Origin of the sequence: Veillonella nakazawae (assembly GCF_013393365.1) — a bacterium.
In the GTDB taxonomy this organism is placed as follows: domain Bacteria; phylum Bacillota; class Negativicutes; order Veillonellales; family Veillonellaceae; genus Veillonella; species Veillonella nakazawae.
This window is the reverse complement of the sequence record NZ_AP022321.1, coordinates 1022650-1045385: the sequence shown is the minus strand read 5'-3', so window position 1 is coordinate 1045385 and position 22736 is coordinate 1022650. Positions and strand designations below refer to the sequence as shown.

At 35.8% G+C, this 22736-nt stretch carries 29 protein-coding genes, 1 pseudogene and 1 riboswitch; of the genes and pseudogenes, 28 read left to right on the top strand and 2 right to left on the bottom strand.

Annotated features, from left to right (window positions below; translation table 11 throughout):
• The first annotated feature begins 2 nt into the window (after positions 1-2).
• Positions 3-410, top strand: a complete 408-nt coding sequence (gene ndk, locus VEIT17_RS04670; RefSeq protein WP_060924608.1) for a nucleoside-diphosphate kinase — start codon at positions 3-5, stop codon at positions 408-410.
• A gap of 65 nt (positions 411-475) precedes the next feature.
• The gene (locus VEIT17_RS04665) at positions 476-991 is read left to right on the top strand and encodes a cob(I)yrinic acid a,c-diamide adenosyltransferase (protein WP_178884988.1); all 516 of its coding nucleotides are present in this window, start codon (positions 476-478) and stop codon (positions 989-991) included.
• A 48-nt stretch (positions 992-1039) separates the two neighbouring features.
• On the opposite strand, the gene VEIT17_RS04660 is transcribed toward VEIT17_RS04665, so the two are convergent.
• Positions 1040-1375 carry a hypothetical protein gene (locus tag VEIT17_RS04660; protein ID WP_129823014.1) on the bottom strand — a complete coding sequence of 112 codons (336 nt, stop codon included), beginning with the start codon at positions 1373-1375 and terminating at the stop codon, positions 1040-1042.
• Positions 1376-1438: 63 nt separating this feature from the next.
• Here VEIT17_RS04660 and cobU point away from each other — a divergent pair, with 63 nt between their 5' ends.
• From cobU to dapA, 25 genes and pseudogenes are all read left to right on the top strand, one after another.
• Positions 1439-2017, top strand: a complete 579-nt coding sequence (cobU, locus tag VEIT17_RS04655) for a bifunctional adenosylcobinamide kinase/adenosylcobinamide-phosphate guanylyltransferase (RefSeq protein ID WP_024066073.1) — start codon at positions 1439-1441, stop codon at positions 2015-2017.
• Positions 2010-3527 carry a cobyric acid synthase gene (locus VEIT17_RS04650; RefSeq protein ID WP_178884986.1) on the top strand — a complete coding sequence of 506 codons (1518 nt, stop codon included), beginning with the start codon at positions 2010-2012 and terminating at the stop codon, positions 3525-3527. The genes cobU and VEIT17_RS04650 overlap by 8 nt, the downstream gene beginning before the upstream one ends.
• Before the next feature lie 12 nt (positions 3528-3539).
• Positions 3540-4532, top strand: coding sequence for an adenosylcobinamide-phosphate synthase CbiB (gene cbiB, locus VEIT17_RS04645; protein WP_119208702.1), 993 nt, complete (start codon positions 3540-3542; stop codon positions 4530-4532).
• Entirely contained in the window at positions 4532-5425 is an 894-nt protein-coding gene (cobS, locus tag VEIT17_RS04640) for an adenosylcobinamide-GDP ribazoletransferase (protein WP_024066070.1), read from the top strand. The genes cbiB and cobS overlap by 1 nt, the downstream gene beginning before the upstream one ends.
• A gap of 65 nt (positions 5426-5490) precedes the next feature.
• Positions 5491-6375, top strand: coding sequence for a GHMP family kinase ATP-binding protein (locus VEIT17_RS04635; RefSeq protein WP_178884984.1), 885 nt, complete (start codon positions 5491-5493; stop codon positions 6373-6375).
• A gap of 24 nt (positions 6376-6399) precedes the next feature.
• Positions 6400-7530 (top strand): pyridoxal phosphate-dependent aminotransferase, encoded by a 1131-nt coding sequence (locus VEIT17_RS04630; RefSeq protein ID WP_178884982.1) that lies wholly within the window; start codon positions 6400-6402, stop codon positions 7528-7530.
• Between the two features lie 7 nt (positions 7531-7537).
• Positions 7538-8176 (top strand): histidine phosphatase family protein, encoded by a 639-nt coding sequence (locus tag VEIT17_RS04625; protein ID WP_156719122.1) that lies wholly within the window; start codon positions 7538-7540, stop codon positions 8174-8176.
• Positions 8176-8874, top strand: a complete 699-nt coding sequence (locus VEIT17_RS04620) for a pseudouridine synthase (RefSeq protein WP_178886018.1) — start codon at positions 8176-8178, stop codon at positions 8872-8874. The genes VEIT17_RS04625 and VEIT17_RS04620 overlap by 1 nt, the downstream gene beginning before the upstream one ends.
• Positions 8875-8944: 70 nt before the next feature.
• Positions 8945-10018, top strand: coding sequence for a M24 family metallopeptidase (locus tag VEIT17_RS04615; protein WP_156719123.1), 1074 nt, complete (start codon positions 8945-8947; stop codon positions 10016-10018).
• 15 nt (positions 10019-10033) lie between these two features.
• Positions 10034-10591: an elongation factor P gene (gene efp, locus VEIT17_RS04610; RefSeq protein ID WP_060924599.1), complete on the top strand. Its 558-nt coding sequence runs from the start codon at positions 10034-10036 to the stop codon at positions 10589-10591.
• 134 nt (positions 10592-10725) lie between these two features.
• The gene (locus VEIT17_RS04605; protein WP_178884980.1) at positions 10726-11106 is read left to right on the top strand and encodes an Asp23/Gls24 family envelope stress response protein; all 381 of its coding nucleotides are present in this window, start codon (positions 10726-10728) and stop codon (positions 11104-11106) included.
• A gap of 12 nt (positions 11107-11118) precedes the next feature.
• The gene (locus VEIT17_RS04600) at positions 11119-11514 is read left to right on the top strand and encodes an Asp23/Gls24 family envelope stress response protein (protein WP_129823021.1); all 396 of its coding nucleotides are present in this window, start codon (positions 11119-11121) and stop codon (positions 11512-11514) included.
• On the top strand, positions 11504-11908 hold the full coding sequence (gene nusB / locus VEIT17_RS04595) for a transcription antitermination factor NusB (protein ID WP_178884978.1): 405 nt from the start codon (positions 11504-11506) through the stop codon (positions 11906-11908). Before VEIT17_RS04600 ends, nusB begins: the two co-directional genes overlap by 11 nt.
• Positions 11908-12861, top strand: coding sequence for a Kae1-like domain-containing protein (locus tag VEIT17_RS04590; protein WP_178884976.1), 954 nt, complete (start codon positions 11908-11910; stop codon positions 12859-12861). The genes nusB and VEIT17_RS04590 overlap by 1 nt, the downstream gene beginning before the upstream one ends.
• A 2-nt stretch (positions 12862-12863) precedes the next feature.
• The gene (gene xseA / locus VEIT17_RS04585) at positions 12864-14087 is read left to right on the top strand and encodes an exodeoxyribonuclease VII large subunit (protein ID WP_178884974.1); all 1224 of its coding nucleotides are present in this window, start codon (positions 12864-12866) and stop codon (positions 14085-14087) included.
• Positions 14062-14268, top strand: coding sequence for an exodeoxyribonuclease VII small subunit (gene xseB, locus VEIT17_RS04580; RefSeq protein ID WP_178884972.1), 207 nt, complete (start codon positions 14062-14064; stop codon positions 14266-14268). The genes xseA and xseB overlap by 26 nt, the downstream gene beginning before the upstream one ends.
• Before the next feature lie 9 nt (positions 14269-14277).
• Positions 14278-15156 carry a polyprenyl synthetase family protein gene (locus tag VEIT17_RS04575; RefSeq protein WP_178884969.1) on the top strand — a complete coding sequence of 293 codons (879 nt, stop codon included), beginning with the start codon at positions 14278-14280 and terminating at the stop codon, positions 15154-15156.
• Between the two features lie 28 nt (positions 15157-15184).
• Positions 15185-15664, top strand: coding sequence for a divergent PAP2 family protein (locus VEIT17_RS04570; protein WP_119208723.1), 480 nt, complete (start codon positions 15185-15187; stop codon positions 15662-15664).
• Positions 15661-16464, top strand: a complete 804-nt coding sequence (locus tag VEIT17_RS04565; RefSeq protein ID WP_178884967.1) for a TlyA family RNA methyltransferase — start codon at positions 15661-15663, stop codon at positions 16462-16464. Before VEIT17_RS04570 ends, VEIT17_RS04565 begins: the two co-directional genes overlap by 4 nt.
• Before the next feature lie 9 nt (positions 16465-16473).
• Entirely contained in the window at positions 16474-17358 is an 885-nt protein-coding gene (locus tag VEIT17_RS04560; RefSeq protein WP_105085621.1) for an NAD(+)/NADH kinase, read from the top strand.
• Positions 17359-17385: 27 nt separating this feature from the next.
• A complete protein-coding gene (gene mnmM / locus VEIT17_RS04555; RefSeq protein ID WP_060924590.1) occupies positions 17386-17961 on the top strand; it encodes a tRNA 5-(aminomethyl)-2-thiouridylate-methyltransferase MnmM in 576 nt (191 codons plus the stop codon).
• A gap of 320 nt (positions 17962-18281) precedes the next feature.
• Positions 18282-18473: pseudogene (locus tag VEIT17_RS09965) on the top strand (arginine repressor); the annotation flags it as partial.
• A riboswitch (Lysine riboswitch) is annotated at positions 18432-18560 on the top strand. Its footprint overlaps the pseudogene before it by 42 nt.
• 74 nt (positions 18561-18634) lie before the next feature.
• Positions 18635-19432: a 4-hydroxy-tetrahydrodipicolinate reductase gene (dapB, locus tag VEIT17_RS04545; protein ID WP_178884965.1), complete on the top strand. Its 798-nt coding sequence runs from the start codon at positions 18635-18637 to the stop codon at positions 19430-19432.
• A gap of 23 nt (positions 19433-19455) precedes the next feature.
• Positions 19456-20487, top strand: coding sequence for an aspartate-semialdehyde dehydrogenase (locus VEIT17_RS04540; protein ID WP_105094375.1), 1032 nt, complete (start codon positions 19456-19458; stop codon positions 20485-20487).
• Between the two features lie 21 nt (positions 20488-20508).
• Positions 20509-21396, top strand: coding sequence for a 4-hydroxy-tetrahydrodipicolinate synthase (dapA, locus tag VEIT17_RS04535; protein WP_178884963.1), 888 nt, complete (start codon positions 20509-20511; stop codon positions 21394-21396).
• A gap of 92 nt (positions 21397-21488) precedes the next feature.
• Here dapA and lexA read toward each other — a convergent pair whose 3' ends face one another.
• A complete protein-coding gene (gene lexA, locus VEIT17_RS04530; protein ID WP_024065698.1) occupies positions 21489-22160 on the bottom strand; it encodes a transcriptional repressor LexA in 672 nt (223 codons plus the stop codon).
• 252 nt (positions 22161-22412) lie between these two features.
• Between lexA and VEIT17_RS04525 the strand changes: the two genes are divergently transcribed.
• Positions 22413-22721, top strand: coding sequence for a LysM peptidoglycan-binding domain-containing protein (locus VEIT17_RS04525; protein WP_105094378.1), 309 nt, complete (start codon positions 22413-22415; stop codon positions 22719-22721).
• Positions 22722-22736 lie beyond the last annotated feature (15 nt).

Sequence of the window (22736 nt, the reverse complement as noted above, 5' to 3'; positions counted from 1 at the left end):
TCATGCAAGAAACATTAGTTTTAATAAAACCAGATGCAGTTAAGCGTCAATTAAGTGGTGAAATTATTAGCCGTTATGAACGTAAAGGTCTTGTCATTAAAGCGTTAAAACTTTTACAAGTACCTCGTGAATTAGCGGAAGAGCATTATGCTGAACACAAAGAAAAACCATTTTTCGGTGAATTAGTTGATTTCATCACATCTGGACCAGTTCTTGCTTTCGTATTGGCCGGAGACAATGCCATCGTATCCGTACGTGCTTTAAACGGTGCCACAAATCCTGTAGATGCTGCCCCTGGTAGTATTCGTGGCGACTATGCCCTAACAATGGATGCAAACGTAGTACATGCGTCTGATTCTCCAGAGGCTGCTACTCGTGAAATTCATCTTTGGTTCCCAGAATATAACTAATCTCAAAGTTGAGAACATGTAGCTTTTCATTCTACATTTATGTATTTCTATAGGAGGTAATTCATATGGCAAGTAGTGTTTACACAAAAACAGGTGATGCTGGTACAACTGGTTTATATACCGGTGAACGAGTACCTAAATCCTCTTTACGCGTAGAAGCTTATGGTACAATCGATGAATTACAAGCCTTTTTAGGCTTGGCTCGTTCCTATGCTGAAAATCCACGTGTTGCTACTGAATTATATGATATTGAGCGCAACTTATGGACTTTAATGGCCGATATTGCCAGTTTAAATGCGGCGCCAGTCATTACAGAGCAACATGTTAAACATTTAGAAAAGGTTATTGATCGCTTTGACGAAAAGCTTGAACCATTATCTAGTTTTGTGATTCCTGGTGAAAAACAATCTTCAGCTTATTTACATGTAGCGAGAACGATTACTCGACGTGCTGAACGTGATTTATGGCGTGTATTAGATGCTGGTGAAAGCGTTCATGAATCTAATTTAAAATATTTAAACCGTCTATCCGACCTTTGCTTTATTATGTGTCGCGTAGAAGAGGAAATTGGAGCTGAATAAACAAAAAAAAGCTATGTATTTTACATAGCTTTTTGCTCGTTATAGACCTTATTGTGAAATTGTTTGATTTAAAACATCGTGAGGACTTGGATAGTAGAAGAAAATATGAGGAATTTCATAACGGAATTTTTCTCTCAATAGATCAGAAAGTGTTGTTTCGAAGTTTATAATCTTATCAGCTTCGAAATCAAAATCTTCTACTAAAACCAATAACTGTGGTTCTACTTGAGGTGCATTTTCTGGTAACATTTCTGGTGGTAGTGGAACATTTACAACTACACGTGCAGTGCCAATATATTTACCTTGTCCATCGTCGATGGCAACACGATAGGTATTATCCCATAAAGTAGCCATCATTTTTAGTTTCATATTCATAATTTCCATAGTATCGCTCCTTTGTTATACTTATAATGATACTGAAATTATAAATTCTTGTATAGGTGCATTATGAAATCACAAATTATATTGTGTTCCGGTGGGGCACGAAGTGGAAAAAGTGAATTTGCAGAACGTTTAGCCCTTGCCACAGAAGGTCGAAAAGCTTATGTGGCAACAGGACAAGCTTTTGATGATGAAATGGTTGATCGTATAAAGAAACATCAAGAGCGACGTGGTAATATATGGACGAATTTTGAAATACCATTATATTTGGCCGAAGAGTGGCAACATATTAGTAGTGTAGCGGATGTAATACTCATAGACTGCTTAACCATGTTTACAACAAATCATATGATGGCTCATGGGTCAATACAAGGCCAACAAGATGCAAATCGGTTAGAAGATACTGTACTTTCAGAATTAGAAGCATTATTAAATCTAATTAAAGTAAGTGATGATAAAATAGTTATATTTGTAACTAATGAAATTGGTCTTGGTATTGTACCAGATAATAAGCTAGCAAGATATTTTAGAGATATTGCAGGCCGCGTCAATCGAACAGTAGCAACTGAGGCTGACAAATTATACTTAACGATTAGTGGCGTTACCATTGAATTAAAATCCCAGGAGGTTCATATAAATGGCTAAGAAAATTATGTTCCAAGGAACAAGTTCCAATGTAGGCAAAAGTATTTTATGTACTGCATTATGCCGTATCTTTTATAGAAGAGGTTTTAAAACTGTTCCCTTTAAAGCTCAAAATATGGCCCTCAATTCTTATGTGACAAAATGGGGCGATGAAATTGGCCGTGCTCAAGTAGCGCAAGCTGAGGCTGCTGGCATAGATCCAATTGTACAAATGAACCCTGTGTTATTAAAACCTACAGGTAATCAATCTTCTCAAGTTGTATTGATGGGTAAACCTGTGGGCGTTTATAGTGCTAAAGAATACCATACAAAATATTCCTTAACCGCTCTTGATAAGGTAAAAGAATCTATCGATTTCTTAGATTCCAATTTCGATATGATGGTTATTGAAGGTGCAGGTAGCCCTGCAGAAGTGAATCTCAAGGCTAATGATATCGTAAATATGCGCATTGCTAAGATGACGAAAGCACCTGTATATCTCATTGCTGATATCGATCGTGGTGGTGCTATTGCATCTATTGTGGGTACATTAGAATTGCTCGAACCAGAAGAACGAGATCTCATTAAAGGTATTGTTATCAATAAATTCCGTGGTGATATTAAACTATTAGAACCTGCCCTTACCTTTATTGAAGAAAAAACAGGTAAAAAGGTAGTTGGTGTCATTCCTGCCATTGAAAACCTTGATATTGATGAAGAAGACTCTGTTGCACTGGAAAACAAACGCAATAGTGGTGCTAAAGAAATTCAAGTAGTGGTTATGCAAACACCTAAAATTTCTAACTTTACTGACTTTGATGCATTAAATTATGAACCAGATGTATCTGTTCGATTCGTCGGCCCTGGCGATGTTATTGGCAATCCTGACTTAATCATTTTACCGGGCTCCAAAAATACACTAGCAGATCTTACATATCTTCGTAACTCTGGTTTTGCCGATGAAATAAAAAAACTTGCTGACCAAGGTACACCTGTTATTGGTGTATGTGGGGGCAATCAAATGTTGGGTAAAACGATTTATGATCCGCATCATATGGAAGGAGATATTGAAGAAATTGAAGGTCTTGGTTTAGTCGATTCTTCTACGACTATGAAGGATCAAAAAACAACACATCAAGTAGAATTCAATGTTTCAAATCTTCAATTTTTAAATGGTACATTTACAGGTGAAAAACTAGTAGGCTATGAAATCCATATGGGTGATACTACACCATTAGTAGATAGTGTGCGCCGTTGTTTCACCATTACAAGTCGCAGTGAAGAAGCCGTTAATGTAGTCGATGGTTTTATCGATGGTAATCACCAAGTAATGGGGACATATATTCATGGTGTGTTTGATAATGATGAATTTAGACGCTTTATTATCAATCAGTTGCGTGAACGTAAGGGGTTAGAACCATTAGATGTAGTATTCCATTATTTCGAACACAAGAATGCAGCTTATAATCGATTAGCTGATATTGTAGAGGAACACTTAGATATGGATTATATTATGTCTACCTTGGGGTAATAGGGGAGATATATGGAACATTTAACAATCTTGCATTGGTTTACAAAGTATAGCTTTGTATGTATACCAGTCTTAGCATTTTTATTAGATTTACTCATTGGAGATCCTAATAGTAAATACCATCCTGTAGCTATTATTGGTCGCATCATATCCTTTTTTGAGGCTGTTCTCTATAAAGATACTGATAACGATACTAAAAAATTATGGTACGGTGGTATTGCAGTTGGCTTAATCCTCGTTTCTGTATATATTATAGTGTCTTTAATACTATGGCTTGGTGGCGTAGTTGATGAATGGGTAGAATATGCTCTTGAAGTAATTATTTTATATATTGCTATATCTCCACGTTCACTAGCTGGTGCAGGCTTTACTATTAGCCAATTAATTAAACAAGATAATATTGTAGAGGCACGCAAACGATTATCTTGGATTGTAGGTCGCGATACAGAAGAATTAGATGAAAGTGAAATTACACGAGCTACGGTAGAAACCATTGCTGAAAACACAGTGGATGGAATTATTGCTCCGTTATTCTTCTTTATCCTTGGCGGTCCAATGGGTGCAATTCTATATAGAACTGCCAATACTATGGACTCTATGCTTGGGTATAAGAACCAAAAATATTTATACTTTGGACGAGTAGCAGCTCGCTTTGATGATCTGCTCAATTGGATTCCTGCACGCATTACCTTTATATTATTAATAATTTCTGCATTCTTTTTACGCTTTGATGCTAAAAAAGCCCTACAAATAGGCTTGCGTGATGCCCATAAGCATCCAAGTCCTAATGGCGGTTATGCAGAAGCACCAGTCGCAGGAGCCTTACATATCCGATTAGGTGGATACAACCAATATTTCAAAAAAATGACCTTCCGTGAATACATGGGAGATCCCATTGAAAAATTAAATCGTAACCACATTACACGTACAATTTATATGATGTATTTTACGACTATACTAATGATCATAATTAGTACAGCCATTACTTATGGGATGAATGTATAATGACACCTTTTTTCATAGCATTACAGTTTCTAACACGTTTAAAAATCGTTAATCAAACAGAATGGTCTGTAGAAGATTTTGGTAAATCCGTTGTAGCCTTTCCCTATGTAGGCTTAATTATTGGCCTTATTTTAGCATTATTGTATGGTATATTATCACCATTTATACCGTTAGTACCATTGATGTTAATCCTTGTTATAGCGGAATTCTTAATTACAGGTGGTCTCCATGCTGATGGCCTAATGGACACCAGTGACGGTTTATTTTCTGGACGTGAAAGGGACCGTAAGTTAGAAATTATGAAAGATAGCCGTATAGGTTCTTTTGGTGTTGTTGCTTTTGTATTTGTTACACTTTTAAAATGGCAATTATTAACAGCGATTCCAACAGCGGAATTTATTCCAATGGCACTGATTATGATGCCATTAATGAGTCGTTGGTCCCTTGTTTTGAGTATTCGATCCTATCCCTATGCACGAGAGCAGGGGATGGGGGCTGCATTCGCTAATTTAGCACCTAAGCATGTTATTACGTACAACACACTTTCAACCTTCTTTATGCCTATTGTAATATTACTAATTGGTGTAATTTTATATACCCTTTTATATGGCGTATATTCCATTTTTTCCATAGCTGATGTAGGCTATGTTGTTGGATTAGGTGTATTGGTTTACGCTACATTAGGTATTTTTCAAATCAATATTGTAAGTATGATTATTACCTATATTATCAATCGTATACTCAACCATTATATTGTTAAGCAACTTGGTGGTACTACAGGTGATACTTACGGATTTGTTGTTGAAGTTACAGAGGTTTTACTACTTTTAATTTATATTATTATATTATCTGTATTATCTGCTTCTGTAGCTTCTAATACTACGATGTTTTAATAATTATTTATCCATTGTTTTATAAAAACAATTACAGTTTTTGTTTAATGCGAAAGGAGTTTAATGTGACCTATTATGTAAGAGCCCCAGGTACATGTGGGGAATTTCTACAAGGTTCTATTAATGAACAGTCATTTTTAGTGACTTGTCCTATTAATCGTTACTCCTACGCATTAAGTAATGTAAAACATCCATTTTCACAGCAGTATTGTGCATTACAACCTAAATCTGCTAAGGCAAGACAATTAGTACAACGGCTATTGCAAAAAAATAATAAAGACCAATCTTGTCCACCTGTATATGTACGTTCTGATATTATACAAGGAAAGGGGATGGCTTCAAGTTCTGCGGATATTTCTGTAACGGCTATGGCTACTGCTTTAGCTATGGATTATAATTTATCACTAAAAGAATTAGAGCAAATCTGTTTATCCGTAGAACCTACAGATGCTTCATTTTACCAAGGTGTAACGCAGTTTGATTATATTAAGGGTACCATTTCTCAACCACTAGGAATGTGTCCGCCATTGAAAATTCTTGTATTTGATGAAGGCGGTAGTATAGATACCATTACCTTTAATCAACAAGTAGATTTACAAGCTAAAATTTTAGAAAAAGAGCCTATTATACGTGAATCACTAGATTTATTTAAACGAGGCTTACATACACATGATATTAATTTAATTGGTCAAGCAGCTACATTGAGTGCTTTTGGTAATCAACGCATACTGTATAAAGCAAACTTATATGATTTTCACGATATAGGTAATTACTATAACAGTGTTGGTACAATCATAGCTCATAGTGGTACCATTATGGGACTGCTATTTCCAGTAGATTACGGTCGCATCGATGATTGTAAGCAAGAAATCATGCGTAAATTACCAGAGCTATCCTATGTGGATACAGTAGAAACCACAAATGAAGGATTAACCTATATTAAACGATAATATATTTAATAGAAAGAGAATTAAATGTCTAAGATACATGGGGGCAATATATTTCAATTTGCCCATGAACAAGGAATTGAACCATATGAGGTGGTCGACTTTAGCGCTAATATTAATCCCCTTGGACCTAGTCAACGTGGATTAGACGCATTAAATGCACAATTGCGCTACATTTCTCATTACCCTGATGCTACCAATGATGATGTATTAAATGCTATTGCTGATACATATGGAATGGATAAACATCAAATTATAGTTGGTAATGGTGCAGCCGAGCTATTATATGCTATTTGCCGTTTACCTGGATATACAGGTGCTTTTGTACCAGCACCAGGATTTTCTGAGTATAAAGAGGCTCTTGAAGCAAGTAAGATTCCTGTACGTGATATTTTTTATCGACCTCGGGAAGATGATAATGGAAAACCTTATTTTGAGGTACCATATTTGGCATTAGAAACCTTTGCAGCTGAACTAAAAGGGCAAGATGGTCGCATCATTGTATTTTTAGGTAATCCTAATAATCCAGATGGTACATTACTTGATAAAGATCATATTCGCACTGTAGCGAGCATGTTGAAAGATGCAAATAGCTTACTTGTTATAGATGAATCATTTATCGATTTTGTTGGAAATGATCCATTACAAGATAATGAGCATTCTATGCGCTCTTTAGTAAATGAATTCGATAATATCATCGTAGTTCATTCCTTCACAAAATTCTATGCTGTACCTGGTTTACGCATTGGTGCCGCTTTTGCTAACGAAACATTAATTACTCAATTACAGCAATATATTCCTAGTTGGTCTGTAAACACATTAGCGCAAGCATATACAAAGTCTGCCTTGAATGATGTGGATTACATTAAGCGAACAAAACAAGAATTAAATGACGAAAAAGCATTCATGTACAATGCATTAGATGCTATAGAAGGAATTACTGTATATCCACCTTCAGCTAATTTTATGTTGTTCCAAGTTAATCAAGAAGGAATTACAGCAAACTATATTAATGAAGAGCTAAAAAAATATAATATGATTGTGCGCAATTGTGACTCCTATGTAGGTTTAACTAATCACTGGGTACGCATTGCTATTAAAGATCATGATACTAATATTAAACTGGTGGATAAACTGACAGATATTTTGAAAGTATAGGAAGATTATGAAGACATTATATATTGTGCGTCATGGTGAAACCGATTGGAATAAAATGGGGAAATATCAAGGTATTACAGATATTCCCCTCAATGAAAACGGTTTGAATCAAGCTAAAGCATGTGCTAATGCCCTTAAAGATGTTACCTTTGACCGTATCTTATCTAGTGATTTAAGTCGTGCCTTAGTTACAGCCGAAACGATTCGAGGTGACCGCACAACATCTATCACAGTAGATAAACGATTGCGAGAGCTTAATTTTGGTGACTGGGAAGCTATGCTATTTTCAGACATTGAAGCACGTTGGCCCGGCCTTATTGATGAGATGTATTTGCGGCCTCATCTTGTAAAAGTACCAAATGGCGAAAGCTTTAAAGATTTGCAAGATCGTGCCTGGGCAGGTCTGGAAGAATTCCTCAATGTTAATGATGAAGAAGAGACTCTTTTAATAGCATGTCATGGCGGAACAATTAGAACCTTATTATGTAAATTATTAGATATTTCTATTAGTCATTGTTGGAATTTTAGCCAAGGTAATACAGCTATTAATCGTATTTTCTATAATGGTATGGGCGAATACGATCATAATATTTTGAATTTGCTCAATGATACAGCTCATGTTGAATTACTCCAAGGACATGTATGATGCGACTCGATAAATTATTAGCTAATAAAGCTTATGGCAGTCGAAAAGAAGTTCATCAACTCTTAAAGGACCAAAGAGTTACTATTAATGGTGAAATAACAACAAAAAAAGATATCCACGTTGATATTGAATCTGATGTAATAACAGTTGATGGTCAAGTGGTTAATACTAAGCAGCAGTATTATGTAAAATTTCATAAACCCAAAGGCTATGTAACAGCTGTGGAGGATGCAAAGCATCCCGTTGTAATGGATTTATTGCCCCCTGAATATATTAAAATGGGGATAGTTCCTGTGGGAAGATTAGACAAGGATACAGAAGGATTACTGTTGCTTACCAATGATGGTGTTTGGGGACACTCAATCATCAATGGTAATAAACATGTATCCAAGGTTTATTACGTAGAATATGATGGTGAGTTAACAGAAGAAGGAATTCAACGTATAAAAGAGGGGATTGTACTAGGTGACGGAACCCATTGCAAGCCTGCTTTAATTGATGTTGTATCTTCTCAATCTCTGCATATTACCATTGAAGAAGGCAAATATCATCAAGTAAAACGTATGATTGGTGCAGCAGGCGGTACTGTTACATATTTAAAACGGTTAACTATAGGCCATATAGATTTAACAGGCATAGAAGAGGTTGGTTCTGTACAGGACTTAACCATTGGTGATATAGAGGCTTTCAAAAAATAGCATAAAATTCTATTCAATATAGGTATTTTATGGTAAGATTAATTGTACTTTATAGACTAGGAGCATGATTATGAATGGTTTAAATCTGCTACAACAGTATATTAAAGAGCAAGAATTAACAGGCGTCATTTTGATGAGCCCTATAAATTTACATTATTTTGCTGGTTTTACTGGTACTACAGGCTTTGCTATCATTACACAAGATAAAGCCTTTATGATTACTGATTTCAGATATACTGAGCAAGCTACAAAACAATGTGAAGGATATACAGTCATTCAATATGAATCCTCTGTTATGGATACTCTTGTAGATATATTCAATGAGCATCATATTCACGAAGGTTTATTCGGTATTGAAGGCAAGCAAATGCCGGTAGATACGTATGAAACCTTATGTGATACATTAGATGAACGCTTTAATTTTACTTCTATCAATTTTGCTAAACTACGAGCAGTTAAACGAGAAGATGAATTAGAATTATTGCGAAAAGCTGCTAAAATTGGTGACGACGCCTTTGCTGCATTATTACCACAATTAAAGGTAGGAATGACAGAAAACGAAGCGCGCATCATATTAGAAACAGAAATGTTAAAACGTGGATCAGAGGAGCCTTCCTTTGCAACCATCGTTGCTTCTGGTAACCGTTCTAGTATGCCTCATGGTGTAGCTAGTGATAAGGTCATTGAAGCAGGTGATTTTGTTACCTTCGACTTTGGCTCCGTATATAAGGGTTACCATTCCGATATGACTAGAACTATTGTAATGGGTCCTGCCTCTGAATTACAAAAAAAGCTGTATAGTATAGTTTTAGAAGCACAAAAACGCGGCGTAGCTGCTGTTCGGGCTGGTATTACTGGTAAAGAACTCGATGCAGTATGTCGTGATTATATCAAAGAACATGGATATACCAAGGAATTTAATCATGGTACTGGTCATGGCGTAGGTCTCGAGATTCACGAAGAACCAGTGGCTAATACAAAATCCGATACGGTATTTACAGAAAATATGATCATTACGGTAGAGCCTGGTATTTATATTACAGGTACTATCGGATTGAGAATAGAGGATAGTGTCATCGTCAAATCTGACGGCTATGAGGTGTTGACACATAGTCCAAAAGAGTTAATTGAAATAGGTATTTAGAAGGAGAAGAGTTAGATGATTTCCAGTAATGATTTTCGTCCAGGTGTAACCGTTGAAATCGACGGTAATGTATGGCAAGTAGTTGATTTCCAACACGTTAAACCAGGTAAAGGTGCTGCATTCGTACGTACTAAAATGAAAAATTTGCAAACTGGTTCTGTAGTAGAACGTACGTTCAATGCTGGTGAAAAAGTTCCTAAAGCACATGTTGACCGTCGTCGTATGCAATACTTATACGAATCTGATGGCGCTTACACATTCATGGATAACGAAACTTATGATCAAGTTGAACTTAACCTTGAACAACTAGGTGATGCTAAAAACTTCCTTCTTGAAAATATGGAAGTATCCATCATGTTCTTCCAAGGTATCGTAATCGGTATCGATTTACCTGTAGCTGTTGAACTTCGAGTAGTTGAAACAGATCCTGGTATCCGTGGTGATACTGCTACTGGTGGTAACAAACCAGCTGTATTGGAAACAGGCTACACTGTAAAAGTACCTCTCTTCATTGAAGTAGATGATGTACTTCGTATTGATACTCGTACAGGTCAATACATCGAACGTGCCTAATACTTATTGATATGTATTGGGGCTAGATCTTTTCATGGAATCTGATTCCCCATATATCTAACATTTGCACTGTAAGCACTTGTCGTCTATGTAATTATATATAGGGACAAGTGCTTTTTTTGAAAGAGGCCAGTATGACCAAGAAAAATACTGAACTAGAGTCGGGTAAAATTAAGATTAGTGAAGATGTATATGCTACGATTGTCACTATGGCAGCACTTGAAACAAAGGGTATACATCATATGAGCTCCACCTTTAATGATGGTGTTAATACCTTCTTTAGACGTAAATCTGATCATGAAGGTGTTAAGATATCATTTAATGATGAAGGGGCAATTTCTGTTACTTTATATGTTTGCATTCAATATGGGTACCGTATCCCTGATGTGGCCTTACGTTTACAAGAACGTATCAAAACAGCTTTAGTTTCTTATACAGAAATTGAGGTACAAACCATTGATGTAGTGGTACAAGACATTATTTTTGATGATTTAGTAACACCATCACAGCCTTAGGAGGGTATCTATATGAGTTCAGACAATCAATTAAACTATGGATTAGATATGGATACCATTGATATTGCAGATTCTGTCATCATCGATGTAGCTACTAAAACGTTAGCTACGATTCCAGGTATTCATTCTTTAAGCCCTCGCTTTTACGATGAATTAGTAGAGGGCATTACACATGCCTTTGGTCAACGTAGTTTACCGGGTATCAATGTTAAACATCGTAAAGGTTTTATTGAAATCAATATTTATATTAAAGCCTTGTATGGATACAATCTTATTGAATTATCCAAACAATTGCAGTTAGAAATCAAACAAACCTTAAAGAATATGCTTGATCTTGATCATGTTAAGGTTGATGTTCATATTGAAGGTATTGTTAAAGAAAAGGAGCCAACTCCACATGGTAATTAAGCGAAATCGACGTGAAGCACGTCAATACGCATTTCAAATGTTATATGCTAATGAATTTCATGCTGACCAAAGTGATGTTCAATTTCCAGAAGGACATATGCATAAATCTATGGATAAGGCTTATGCGAATAATATTATAAATGGTGTATTATCCTCTTCTGAAATTATAGATGCAGCATTACAGCCATTTTGTAAATCACGTAAAGTTGAAAACTTAGACAAGGTCGATCGTGCTATTTTACGTATTGCTTTATGGGAAATGACAAATGAAGATGAACCTTTAGAACCATCTATAGCTATTAATGAAGCTATTCAATTAGCTAAAGATTTTGGTTCTGATTCTTCCTATAAATTAATTAACGCAATTCTAGATGCATATAATAAGAGTAAATAATGAAACGATATTACTTAGGCATTGATACTAGTTGCTACACTACAAGTTGTGCCATTATAGATAGCGACTTTCAAATAGTTGGGGAAGCCCGCAAAATATTAGAGGTCAAACAGGGTGAGCGAGGACTACAACAATCAAATATGGTCTTTCAACATACAAAGGCATTGCCTAAGTTAATATCTGAATTGCCACAACTACCAATTAGTGGTATCGGTGTTAGTGGTTTTCCTAGACGTGAGGAAAATTCCTATATGCCAGCCTTTATGGTAGGGCTAGGGTATGGTCAATCTCTAAGTCATATGATGAATGTACCTTTACAAGTTTTTGCACATCAAGAAAATCATATTTTAGCTGCCCTTCGAGAATTAAAAACTATTCCTAAAGATCCATTTTTAGCACTTCATTTATCTGGTGGTACTACGGAGCTCGTATATTGTCATTATAAAGGAGAAGGCATATTTGAGTCTCACATTATTGGCGGCTCTAAGGATTTACAAGGTGGTCAATATGTAGATCGTATTGGTGTTGCAATGGGTTTGCCATTTCCTGCAGGTAAGCATCTAGAGGCATTAGCATTACAAACTACAGAATATGAACCATTACCATCTTCTGTAAAAGAAGGTTGGATAAGCTTTGCCGGGCCATGTAGTGCGGCTATGCGTCGCATTAGTGCTTCCATGAGTGATTTAGACAAGTCTAATTTGGCGAGAGCTGTATTCACCTCCATAGGAAATTCGTTAGAAAAAATGATTACCTATCATTTACAAAATAAACCTGTTCGAACATTAATTGCCGTTGGTGGTGTAATGAGCAATAGCTTACTTCGTCATCGTATGGAGCATTATTGTAGACGTAATCACCTTACATTACATGTAGCACAGCCACAATTTTCTGTTGATAATGCCACTGGCAATGCTTTTGGAGCTGCTTTTTTAGAGGAAATTAGAGGATAATCGTGAATGTATTAACCATTACACAATTAAACAATCTTATAAAGCGCACCTTAGACCGAGAATACCTACTTAAGAATGTCTATGTTAGCGGTACTATTATTAACGCAAAGCGTCATAGTAGTGGTCATATGTATTTCTCTTTAAAAGATGAAGAATCCGCTATTGATGTTACCATGTGGTCTAGTACAGTTATGCAAAAAGGATTGGCTAATGCCATTCAAAATGGATTATTAGTGACTGTAAAAGCATCTGTTAATTTTTACAATAAAATGGGGCGTTTAAATCTTATTGCATCGGATATGCAAATAGGGTCTAAAAGCCCATTACAGCTCGAATTTGATGCGTTAAAACGAGAGTTAACGGCGCTAGGATACTTTGATGACAACCACAAACAAAGTCTTCCATACATGGCAAGTTGCATAGGTATTGTTACATCTCAATCTGGCGCTGTATTGCATGATATTTTACACGTTAGTGAGAGACGTAACCCATTAGTGCAATTTAAATTATTCTCCGTTCCTGTCCAAGGCAATACTGCAGGACCTGTTATTGCAAGAGGTATTGCTGCTGCCGATGCTGACCCAGAGGTTGATGTCATCATCGTTGGTCGTGGTGGTGGATCTATGGAGGATTTATGGTGTTTCAATGATAGAGCTGTTGTAGAGGCTATTTATACTGCTAATACACCAGTTATCTCAGCAGTAGGTCATGAAACAGATTATACTTTATGTGATTATGTAGCAGATGCTCGTGGTGCAACGCCAAGCCACGCTGCAGAAATGGCTGTACTTCCTATTACTACACTACAAGATCAATTAACAGAAAAAGAAGAATACCTACACGAGTTTATACGTTATACATTACAGCAGAAACGTACAGATTTGACCTTGCTCTTTAATCGTAGATTAGGTATTCCAGCTCTACAATTTTTGCATAAACAGAAAACGCATTTACAAGAGCTTTCACAATCATTAACTAATGCTACAAAAGAACGATGCAATACAGAGAAACATAGTTTAGCATTATTAGCTCAACAATTAGAATCTCTTAATCCATTACAAATGATGGTAAAAGGGTTTGCAAAGGTTGAACATGATGATAAACCTATAACGTCTGTTACTCAATTACATCCAAAGGATGATATACGAGTTACACTTGCTGATGGTTATGTGAATGCTACGGTAAAGGAGGCGCACAAAGATGGCCGCATCACTAAAAAGTTATGAGAAAAAATATAAAGCCTTAGAGGATATTGTTAAACAATTAGACGATGGTAATATGACTATCTCTGAACTTTTAACGCAATATAAGAAGGGCTTAACATTAGTAAAAGAATGTGCAGAAATGCTCGATTCTGTGGAAGATGAAGTACAACAAATTATCGAAGAAGTCCGCATCAGCGAATAAGGAGATTCTATGTTCAAAGACTATTTAGCGTCTAGCAAACAACATATTGAACAATGGTTAGGTGAAGTATTAACTAGCCCAAATAGAGAATTTAAACCCCTTTATGAATCTATGAATTACAGTTTAATGCAAGGTGGCAAACGAATCCGACCAATCTTATCTAAAGCTGTATTAGAAATGCTTCATAAAGATCCAGCTGATTATAAGGAATTTCTATGTGCTATGGAGTGTATCCATACATATTCCTTAGTACATGATGATTTACCAGCCATGGATAATGATGATTATCGTAGAGGTAATTTAACAAATCATAAAGTTTATGGTGAAGGTATGGCTATTCTAGCTGGTGATGGTTTATTAACTTATGCTTTTCAACTAATGACTGAGAATAAAACTGCTACACCTCAACAAAAAATAGAGGCTATTCAATGCGTAGCTACTGCAGCAGGCCCGGAAGGCATGGTTGGTGGTCAAGCCTTCGATATGCTCAGTGAAGATAAGCATATACCACTAGAAGAATTAAAAGTTTTACACAGTGGAAAAACAGGTGCATTATTTAATGCATCTGTAGAATTAGGTCTTATTTTAGGCAATGCAGATACGACTACTCGAAAAGCGCTTATGGAATATGCTAATTGTTTAGGATTGTTATTCCAAATTACTGATGATATTCTAGATGTAACTGGTACAATTGAAGAATTAGGAAAAACTCCTGGCAGTGATATTCGCCAACATAAATCTACCTATGTATCCTTACTAGGTTTAGAGGAGGCTAAAAACCAAGCTTCTTTAGTTGGAAAACAGGCTCATAATGCTTTAAACTCCGTTTCTTATGATACATCTATACTAGCTGCACTAATTGATTATCTTTTAGAACGTACTAATTAATTGGTACTACCTGAAGAAGGTATAAATAATGATTGATATATTACCACAAATAGCACACAACTACATAGCACAAGCTGCATTTTGGGGATGGTTTACTGCGCAGGCTATCAAATTTGTATGGCAACTAGTTCGACATGGCAAATTTCGTCCAGAACGGCTTGTAGGATCTGGAGGATTTCCCAGCTCTCATACATCTTTCGTAATTGCTACAACCACAGCCATATACCTAAAAAATGGAGCATCTGATCTTTTTATACTATCTCTAGTATTCTCTATTGTAGTCATGTATGATGCATCAGGCGTACGATTAGAGGCTGGGCGTCAAGCTCAAATTCTAAATCAAATTGTAGACTATTTTACAAAGAAAAATATACCTGTTGCCATCACTCGTAAAGAGGCCTTAAAAGAGTTATTAGGCCATACACCAATAGAGGTATTTGGGGGATTAATTCTTGGCATTCTTGTAGCATGTATTCAATTTTATTATATTTATAATGGTGTTATATGAGCAGTAAAGAACGTTTAGACATACTCCTCGTTAACCGAGGACTTTTTGAAAGTAGAGAAAAAGCCAAAGCGGCCATAATGGCTGGCCAAATCTTCATGGATACTACGCGTATTGATAAAGCAGGTACAAAAATTCCTGTAGATGCCAATATTGTAGTAAAGGGCAATACGTTGCCTTATGTTAGTCGCGGTGGATTAAAGTTAGAAAAAGCCATTCAAACGTATCCTATCAACTTACAGGATGCTGTTATGGTTGATATAGGTGCTAGTACAGGTGGTTTTACAGATTGCGCCCTACAAAATGGTGCATCTAAAGTCTTTGCCATTGACGTAGGCTATAATCAATTGGCTTGGAAATTGCGTCAAGATCCGCGTGTGATTAATATGGAAAAGCAAAATATCCGTACTGTTACACCTGAGCAACTTGGTGAACTTGTGGACTTTATTTCTATTGATGTAGCATTTATTTCTTTGGACAAGGTTCTGCCAGTTGCAACTACCTTATTAAAGGATACAGGAGCTCTTGTTGCTTTGATTAAGCCTCAATTTGAGGCGGGCAAAGAGAATGTAGGTAAAGGCGGTATTGTGCGAGATCCTAAAATCCATAAAGAAGTTTTACATCGTATCTTACACGTTGCTCATGATTGTGGATTATATATTCACGGCTTAACATTCTCACCAATTAAAGGCATGGAAGGCAATATTGAGTTTTTAGGTTATTTTAAAAAGTACGAAGAAGGGGCTTTAGCCATTGATGATGCTTTAATTGATACAGTGGTTGCAGAAGCCCATTCATTATAGGAGATTACTATGCGTATCGGATTCTTCCCAAACATGGGGAAAAGCAATATTATGGCAGTTTTAAAAATGGCTGCACATATTTGTAAAGATGAAGGTATCGAAGTATTTTTGCCAGATGATCTCGAATCAGATGCACCTGCACGAGTACTTAAGATTCCTGAAACTCACATTTTAAGTCGTCCAGAAATCTTTAAACAAATTGATATTGCCTTTAGTTTTGGTGGTGATGGTACCATCATCCATTTGGCAAGACAAATTTACCCATATAATGTACCTGTTTGTGGTATTAACCTTGGTGAACTCGGCTTTTTAAACCAAATTGAAGTTCATCAAATGCAAAGTCATATTAAACGTATTGCAAATGGTGATTATAATATAGAAAAACGTGGACATTTATATGCATATATTGACCGAAATAATGGTAATGAAGAAGAATTAGTACCTATAATTAATGAAATCGTTATTACCCGTGCTGAACCAGCAAAAATGGCACGTATTAACATGTCTATCAATAATCAACATACACAAATGTATCCTTCAGATGGCTTGATTATTTCCTCTGCAACTGGGTCTACGGGATATAATCTATCTGCAGGTGGTCCTATTATGAAGCCTGATAATAGATCCATTATTGTTACACCTGTAGCGCCACATCTGATTCAAGGTGTTTCACTTGTATTAGAAGAGCATGATACAATTCAAATCACGATGCCAGAACGTGAACCACAATTACATATCTGTATAGACGGTACATTTGACTATACGTTTACCAATAAAGAAACACTACATATAAGCTCTAATCCTGTATATTGTTTATTCGTACGTTTTAAAGATCAATGTTTCTTCGGTACATTATTTAAAAAACTAGCATCTCGTCGTGACGAGTTGTTGTAATACTAAAATCTCAAGTGGGGTGATTTTGTGATTAACATTAACAATGCTGTTCAGTTTCAACATTTAATCTGGGATCGAGTAATGAAACACGCTAATATAGTAGTAGATGCAACATGTGGTAATGGCCATGATTTACTATATTTGGCAGAACGAGCAAAAAAGGGCTGTCATTTATATGGCATCGATATTCAAATGAAAGCGATTAATAGCAGCCAAGAGTTATTGCAGTCAAATGACATAGCACAAGATGTAAGTCTAACATTTATTCATGACTCCCATGATCGTGCATTAGCTAATCAATTAAAAGATGAAGTTATTGATTTAATGATCTTTAACCTAGGCTATTTACCAGGTGGTGATCATCAAGTTATAACTAAACCGCATCAAACTATTGATGCCATAAATGAAGGCTTAGAAAAATTATCGAAGTCTGGAGTTATCACAATTGTTGCTTACCCTGGAACAACAGAAGGGTTTGAAGAAATGCAGATGCTTAAATCGTATTTATCAGATTTAGAACAAAAATTGTATAATGTATGTCATTGGCATCCAATGAATCAAATCAATAATCCACCTGAGTTATTCATATTGCAAAAACGATAAAACGAAATATATCTTTATTCATTATGAATAAAAGTCATAAGAAATATGTAAAAGCCCCTTTATAGGGGCTTTTATTTATACATGTATAATCTTCTAATTTTAAATTATTAATTTCATATAAATAGATGAAGCCTATAGGATATGTGTTTATACGCTATCAGTATATAGAAAATTAACAATATTTTAAATATTAATATAATATGCATAACTAGTATGAGACATGCAATTTATACCATATATTAATTATGAATATATGGTATAATAATAGCAGAAAGATACTATTCTCTTTTATGTGCAAGGTTTAAAAAAGGGAGTTCAAAATGAAACGCTATCGCTATAACAAAATCAAAGAAATCGTGCAGTCCAAGGCGATTGAAACTCAGGAGGAATTAGCAGCGGCCTTATTAGAAGAAGGTATTGAAGTAACGCAAGCTACAGTTTCTCGTGATATTAAGGAATTGATGTTAATCAAAATTCCTACAGGCGATGGACACTATCGATATGCATTATCTCCAGAAGAAAATGTAGTTCTATCTGGTTGTCTATTTAATAGATGGACGACTGTCATCAATTTGAATTGGTGGAGTGCTATCATTGAGCTTTTAGTAACAGTTATAAGCTATATAAACTATAAGGCCAGTGGATGCATCCACTGGCTTTTTTGGAGGTATATATGATTCGAGTAATGGTAAATGGCGCTGGCGGTAAAATGGGCCGCGAAGTAGTCAAAGCAGTACATAATGATCCTGAATTAACATTAGTAGGTGGCATCGATCCTACTAAGGCGGGTCAAGATGTAGGCTCCGTAGCGGGCATCGAACAATTAGGAATTGAAATGAATGCCTCCATCGATGAGGTTCTAAATACAAATAAACCTGATGTAATTGTAGACTTTACAAATCCTGCTGTCATTTATGAAAATGCTAAAAAAATGTTATCTGCAGGTATTCATGTAGTTATTGGTACTACAGGTTTAACTGCGGAACAACGTGACGAATTAGATGCTATTGGTCGCCAAAATAATGCAAACTGCCTTGTAGCACCTAATTTCTCTCTTGGTGCAGTTATGATGATGAAGGTTTCTGCAGAATTGGCACCATATTTCCCTAATGTAGAGATTATTGAACTACATCATAACCATAAATACGATGCCCCATCTGGTACATCTATTTTAACAGCTAAATTAATTAACGAAGCTAAACAAGCGGCGAATGCAACGCCTGATGAGGATTTGACTCGTGAAAGTTTACCAGGTGCTCGTGGCGCTAAGGTTGATGACGTAACAATCCACAGCGTTCGTTTACCTGGTTACGTAGCTCACCAGGAAGTACTATTTGGTGGCTATGATGAAACGTTAACAATTCGTCACGATAGTTTAAGCCGACTTTCCTTTATGCCAGGTGTAGTATTAGCATGTAAAAAAATTAGTGCTAAAACTGGTTTAACTTACGGCTTAGAGCATTATTTATAATATTAGAGCAAGGAGATATAGTAATGAAAAAACCTAATGTTGCAATTCTTGGTGCTACTGGTGCAGTAGGTGCTGAATTTATTACACTTATTGAAGAGCGTAATTTCCCATATGAAAATTTAAAATTGTTGGCATCTGCTCGTTCTGCAGGTACTGAACTTACAGTGAATGGAAAAACATATGTAGTAGAAGAAGCAAAGCCAGAATCCTTTGAAAATATTGATATCGCGTTATTTGCAGGTGGTTCTATTTCTAAAACATTAGCACCAGAAGCTGCTAAACGTGGTGCAATTGTTATCGATAACTCTAGTGCATTCCGTATGGATCCTGAGGTACCTCTTGTTGTACCAGAAGTAAATCCAGAAGATATCTTAAAACATAAAGGTATTATTGCTAACCCAAATTGCTCTACTATTATTATGAGCTTAGGTTTAAAACCACTACATGATATTTCTCCAATTAAACGCATCGTTGTAAGTACATATCAAGCAGTATCAGGTGCTGGTAAAGAAGGTATTGAAGAACTTGAAAACCAAGTAAAACAATATACTGCTGGCGAAGAAATGACTGCAAACTTATTGCCAACAGGATCTGCCCCTAAACATTATCCTGTAGCATTTAACTTATTGCCACAAATCGATGTGTTCTTGGACAATGATTACACAAAAGAAGAAATGAAAATGGTCAATGAAACACAAAAAATTCTTCATGACGACACAATTCAAGTAGTACCAACTACTGTACGTGTTCCAGTGTATCGTTCCCACTCTGAATCTGTTTTAGTAGAAACAGCTGAACCAGTTTCTGTAGAAGCTTTCAGAGCAGCATGTGAAAAATTCCCAGGTTTACAAGTAAAAGATAATCCTGCAGAACAAATTTATCCAATGCCATTATATACGTCTAATCAAAACGACTGTGAAATCGGCCGTATTCGTAAAGATTTATATAACGACAAAGGTATGAATTTCTGGATTGTAGGGGACCAAATTCGTAAAGGTGCAGCACTTAATGCGTTGCAAATTGCTGAGTACTTGGTAGAAAAACAAGCATTTTAATCTATCAAGGGGAGGACAGATATGAAAACCTTTGGTCGAGTATTAACGGCTATGATTACATCATTTAATAATGATGGATCCCTTAACATAGAAAATAGTGTAGCTATTGCTCATCATTTATTAGATAATGGATCCGATGGACTCGTTGTATGCGGTACAACAGGGGAAAATCCATCCATGTCAAAAGAGGATAAATTAGCATTATTTACAGCTATTGCTAAAGAATGTGGTCATAAAGGTTCCATTATTGCTAATGTAGGTTCAAATGACACAAAAGCTTCTGTAGACTTTGTAAAAGAAGTATCTAAAATTGATGGAATCGATGGTTTATTAGTTGTAGTACCTTACTACAATAAGCCTAATCAACAAGGTCAATACTTACACTTTAAAGCTATTGCAGAGGCTACTACACTGCCAATCATGGTATATAATGTACCAAGCCGTGTAGGAACAGGCATTTTCCCAACAACACTAGCACAATTACATAGTGAGTATCCACATGTATGCGCGATTAAAGAAGCTAGTGGCAATCTTATGATTTCATCTGAAATTAAACGCTTAATGCCTGAGGATGACTTCATGGTATATAGTGGAGATGATGGTCTTACATTGCCAATGCTATCTGTAGGAGCATGCGGTGTTGTATCCGTAGTTTCTCATATAGCGGGCAAAGATATGAATGCTATGATTCAAGCTTATGAATCTGGTCATAATCACGAAGCGCTTCGTATTCATCAAAGCTTAGCGGATATCATAAAAGCTATGTTTATTACTACAAATCCTATTCCTGTTAAATATGCAGTCCGTAAAATAGGTTTACCTGCTGGTGTATTTAATTTGCCAATGTGTGACCCTAGTGCCGAAGAAGCAGCATATATTGATAAAGCTTTAACAGAATATATAAAATAAAATAAAAAACAGGAGCTATTTAATATAGCTTCTGTTTTTTTACAAGTCTTAAGTATAATAGAAAACCGACAACCATAAGTTGCCGGTTTTTTCTATATTCTGTCTCGTACAAGACCAATGACAAGACCTTCAATATGACAGTCATCCACAATAATAGGATCAAAATTATCATTTTCAGGTTGTAAACGAATATGACCATTTTCTTTATAGAAACGTTTTACTGTAGCTTCGTCATCGATACGTGCTACAACAACATCACCATTATTAGCCGTATTTTGATGGCGTACGATGAGCATATCACCTTCATACATACCAATATTCATCATGGATTCGCCTTGAACGCGTAGTAAGAAGCAGTCAGAATCACCAGTTAATTGAACAGGTAATGTAAGAGTAGATTCTAAATTTTCTACCGCAGTAATAGGCATACCAGCTTGTACAGTACCAATAAGAGGAACTTGTTTTAAACCAGCACCTAAGAACTCAAAATTATCAGAACTTGATGTTTCATTACCATCTACAGAAATAGAAGGTTTTGTATCCTCTAGTACTGTAATAGCACGATTTTTATTAGGATCCCGTTTAATATAACCAAACTTTTCAAGAGCATTCAAATGAGATTGCACAGTAGAAGTAGAACTAAGGCCTACATGGGTACAGATTTCTCGAACAGTAGGACAACGATATTCATTATGTAATGAGTCCTTAATAAAATCTAATATACGGCGCTGTTTAGTATTAATATCTGTAGCAGGGCGTCTCACGATGAACCTCCATAGTCAATGTAATGTCAAAATACTATTAATATATATGTGGAAAAATTTACTCATTTCGTACTATATAATAAAAACATAAGATAATTACTTATCTTATATACCTATTATAGGCAATTTTAAAAGTTTTTGCAAACATTTGTTCTAAAACACTTGACCGAACATTCGTTCGTGTGCTAATATAAGCATGTAAACAAACAAATGTTCTCAGATATTATGTTCGATGTAAATGTGAGGTATGAGATGAAAAATATATTGATGATGGTAGGAATGTGCTTAACAATCTTGTTCGGCTATAATATGACAAATCCTGTAACAGCTACAAATACACATGCAGTACGTGAAGTAAAGGTACAAGCAGGCGATACGATGTGGGATATTGCAGCTCGAACAGCTCATAAAGATATGGATGTTCGAGAAATGGTATATGCCATGAAAGAACTCAACAATATCAGTGATTCTGGTACACTTGTACCTGGTACAGTATTAAAGGTACCAGCACATAATTCTGATAGTCCAGTTAGAGCTTTGGACTATGTGGCTCAAAACTAAATATATATGGGTATA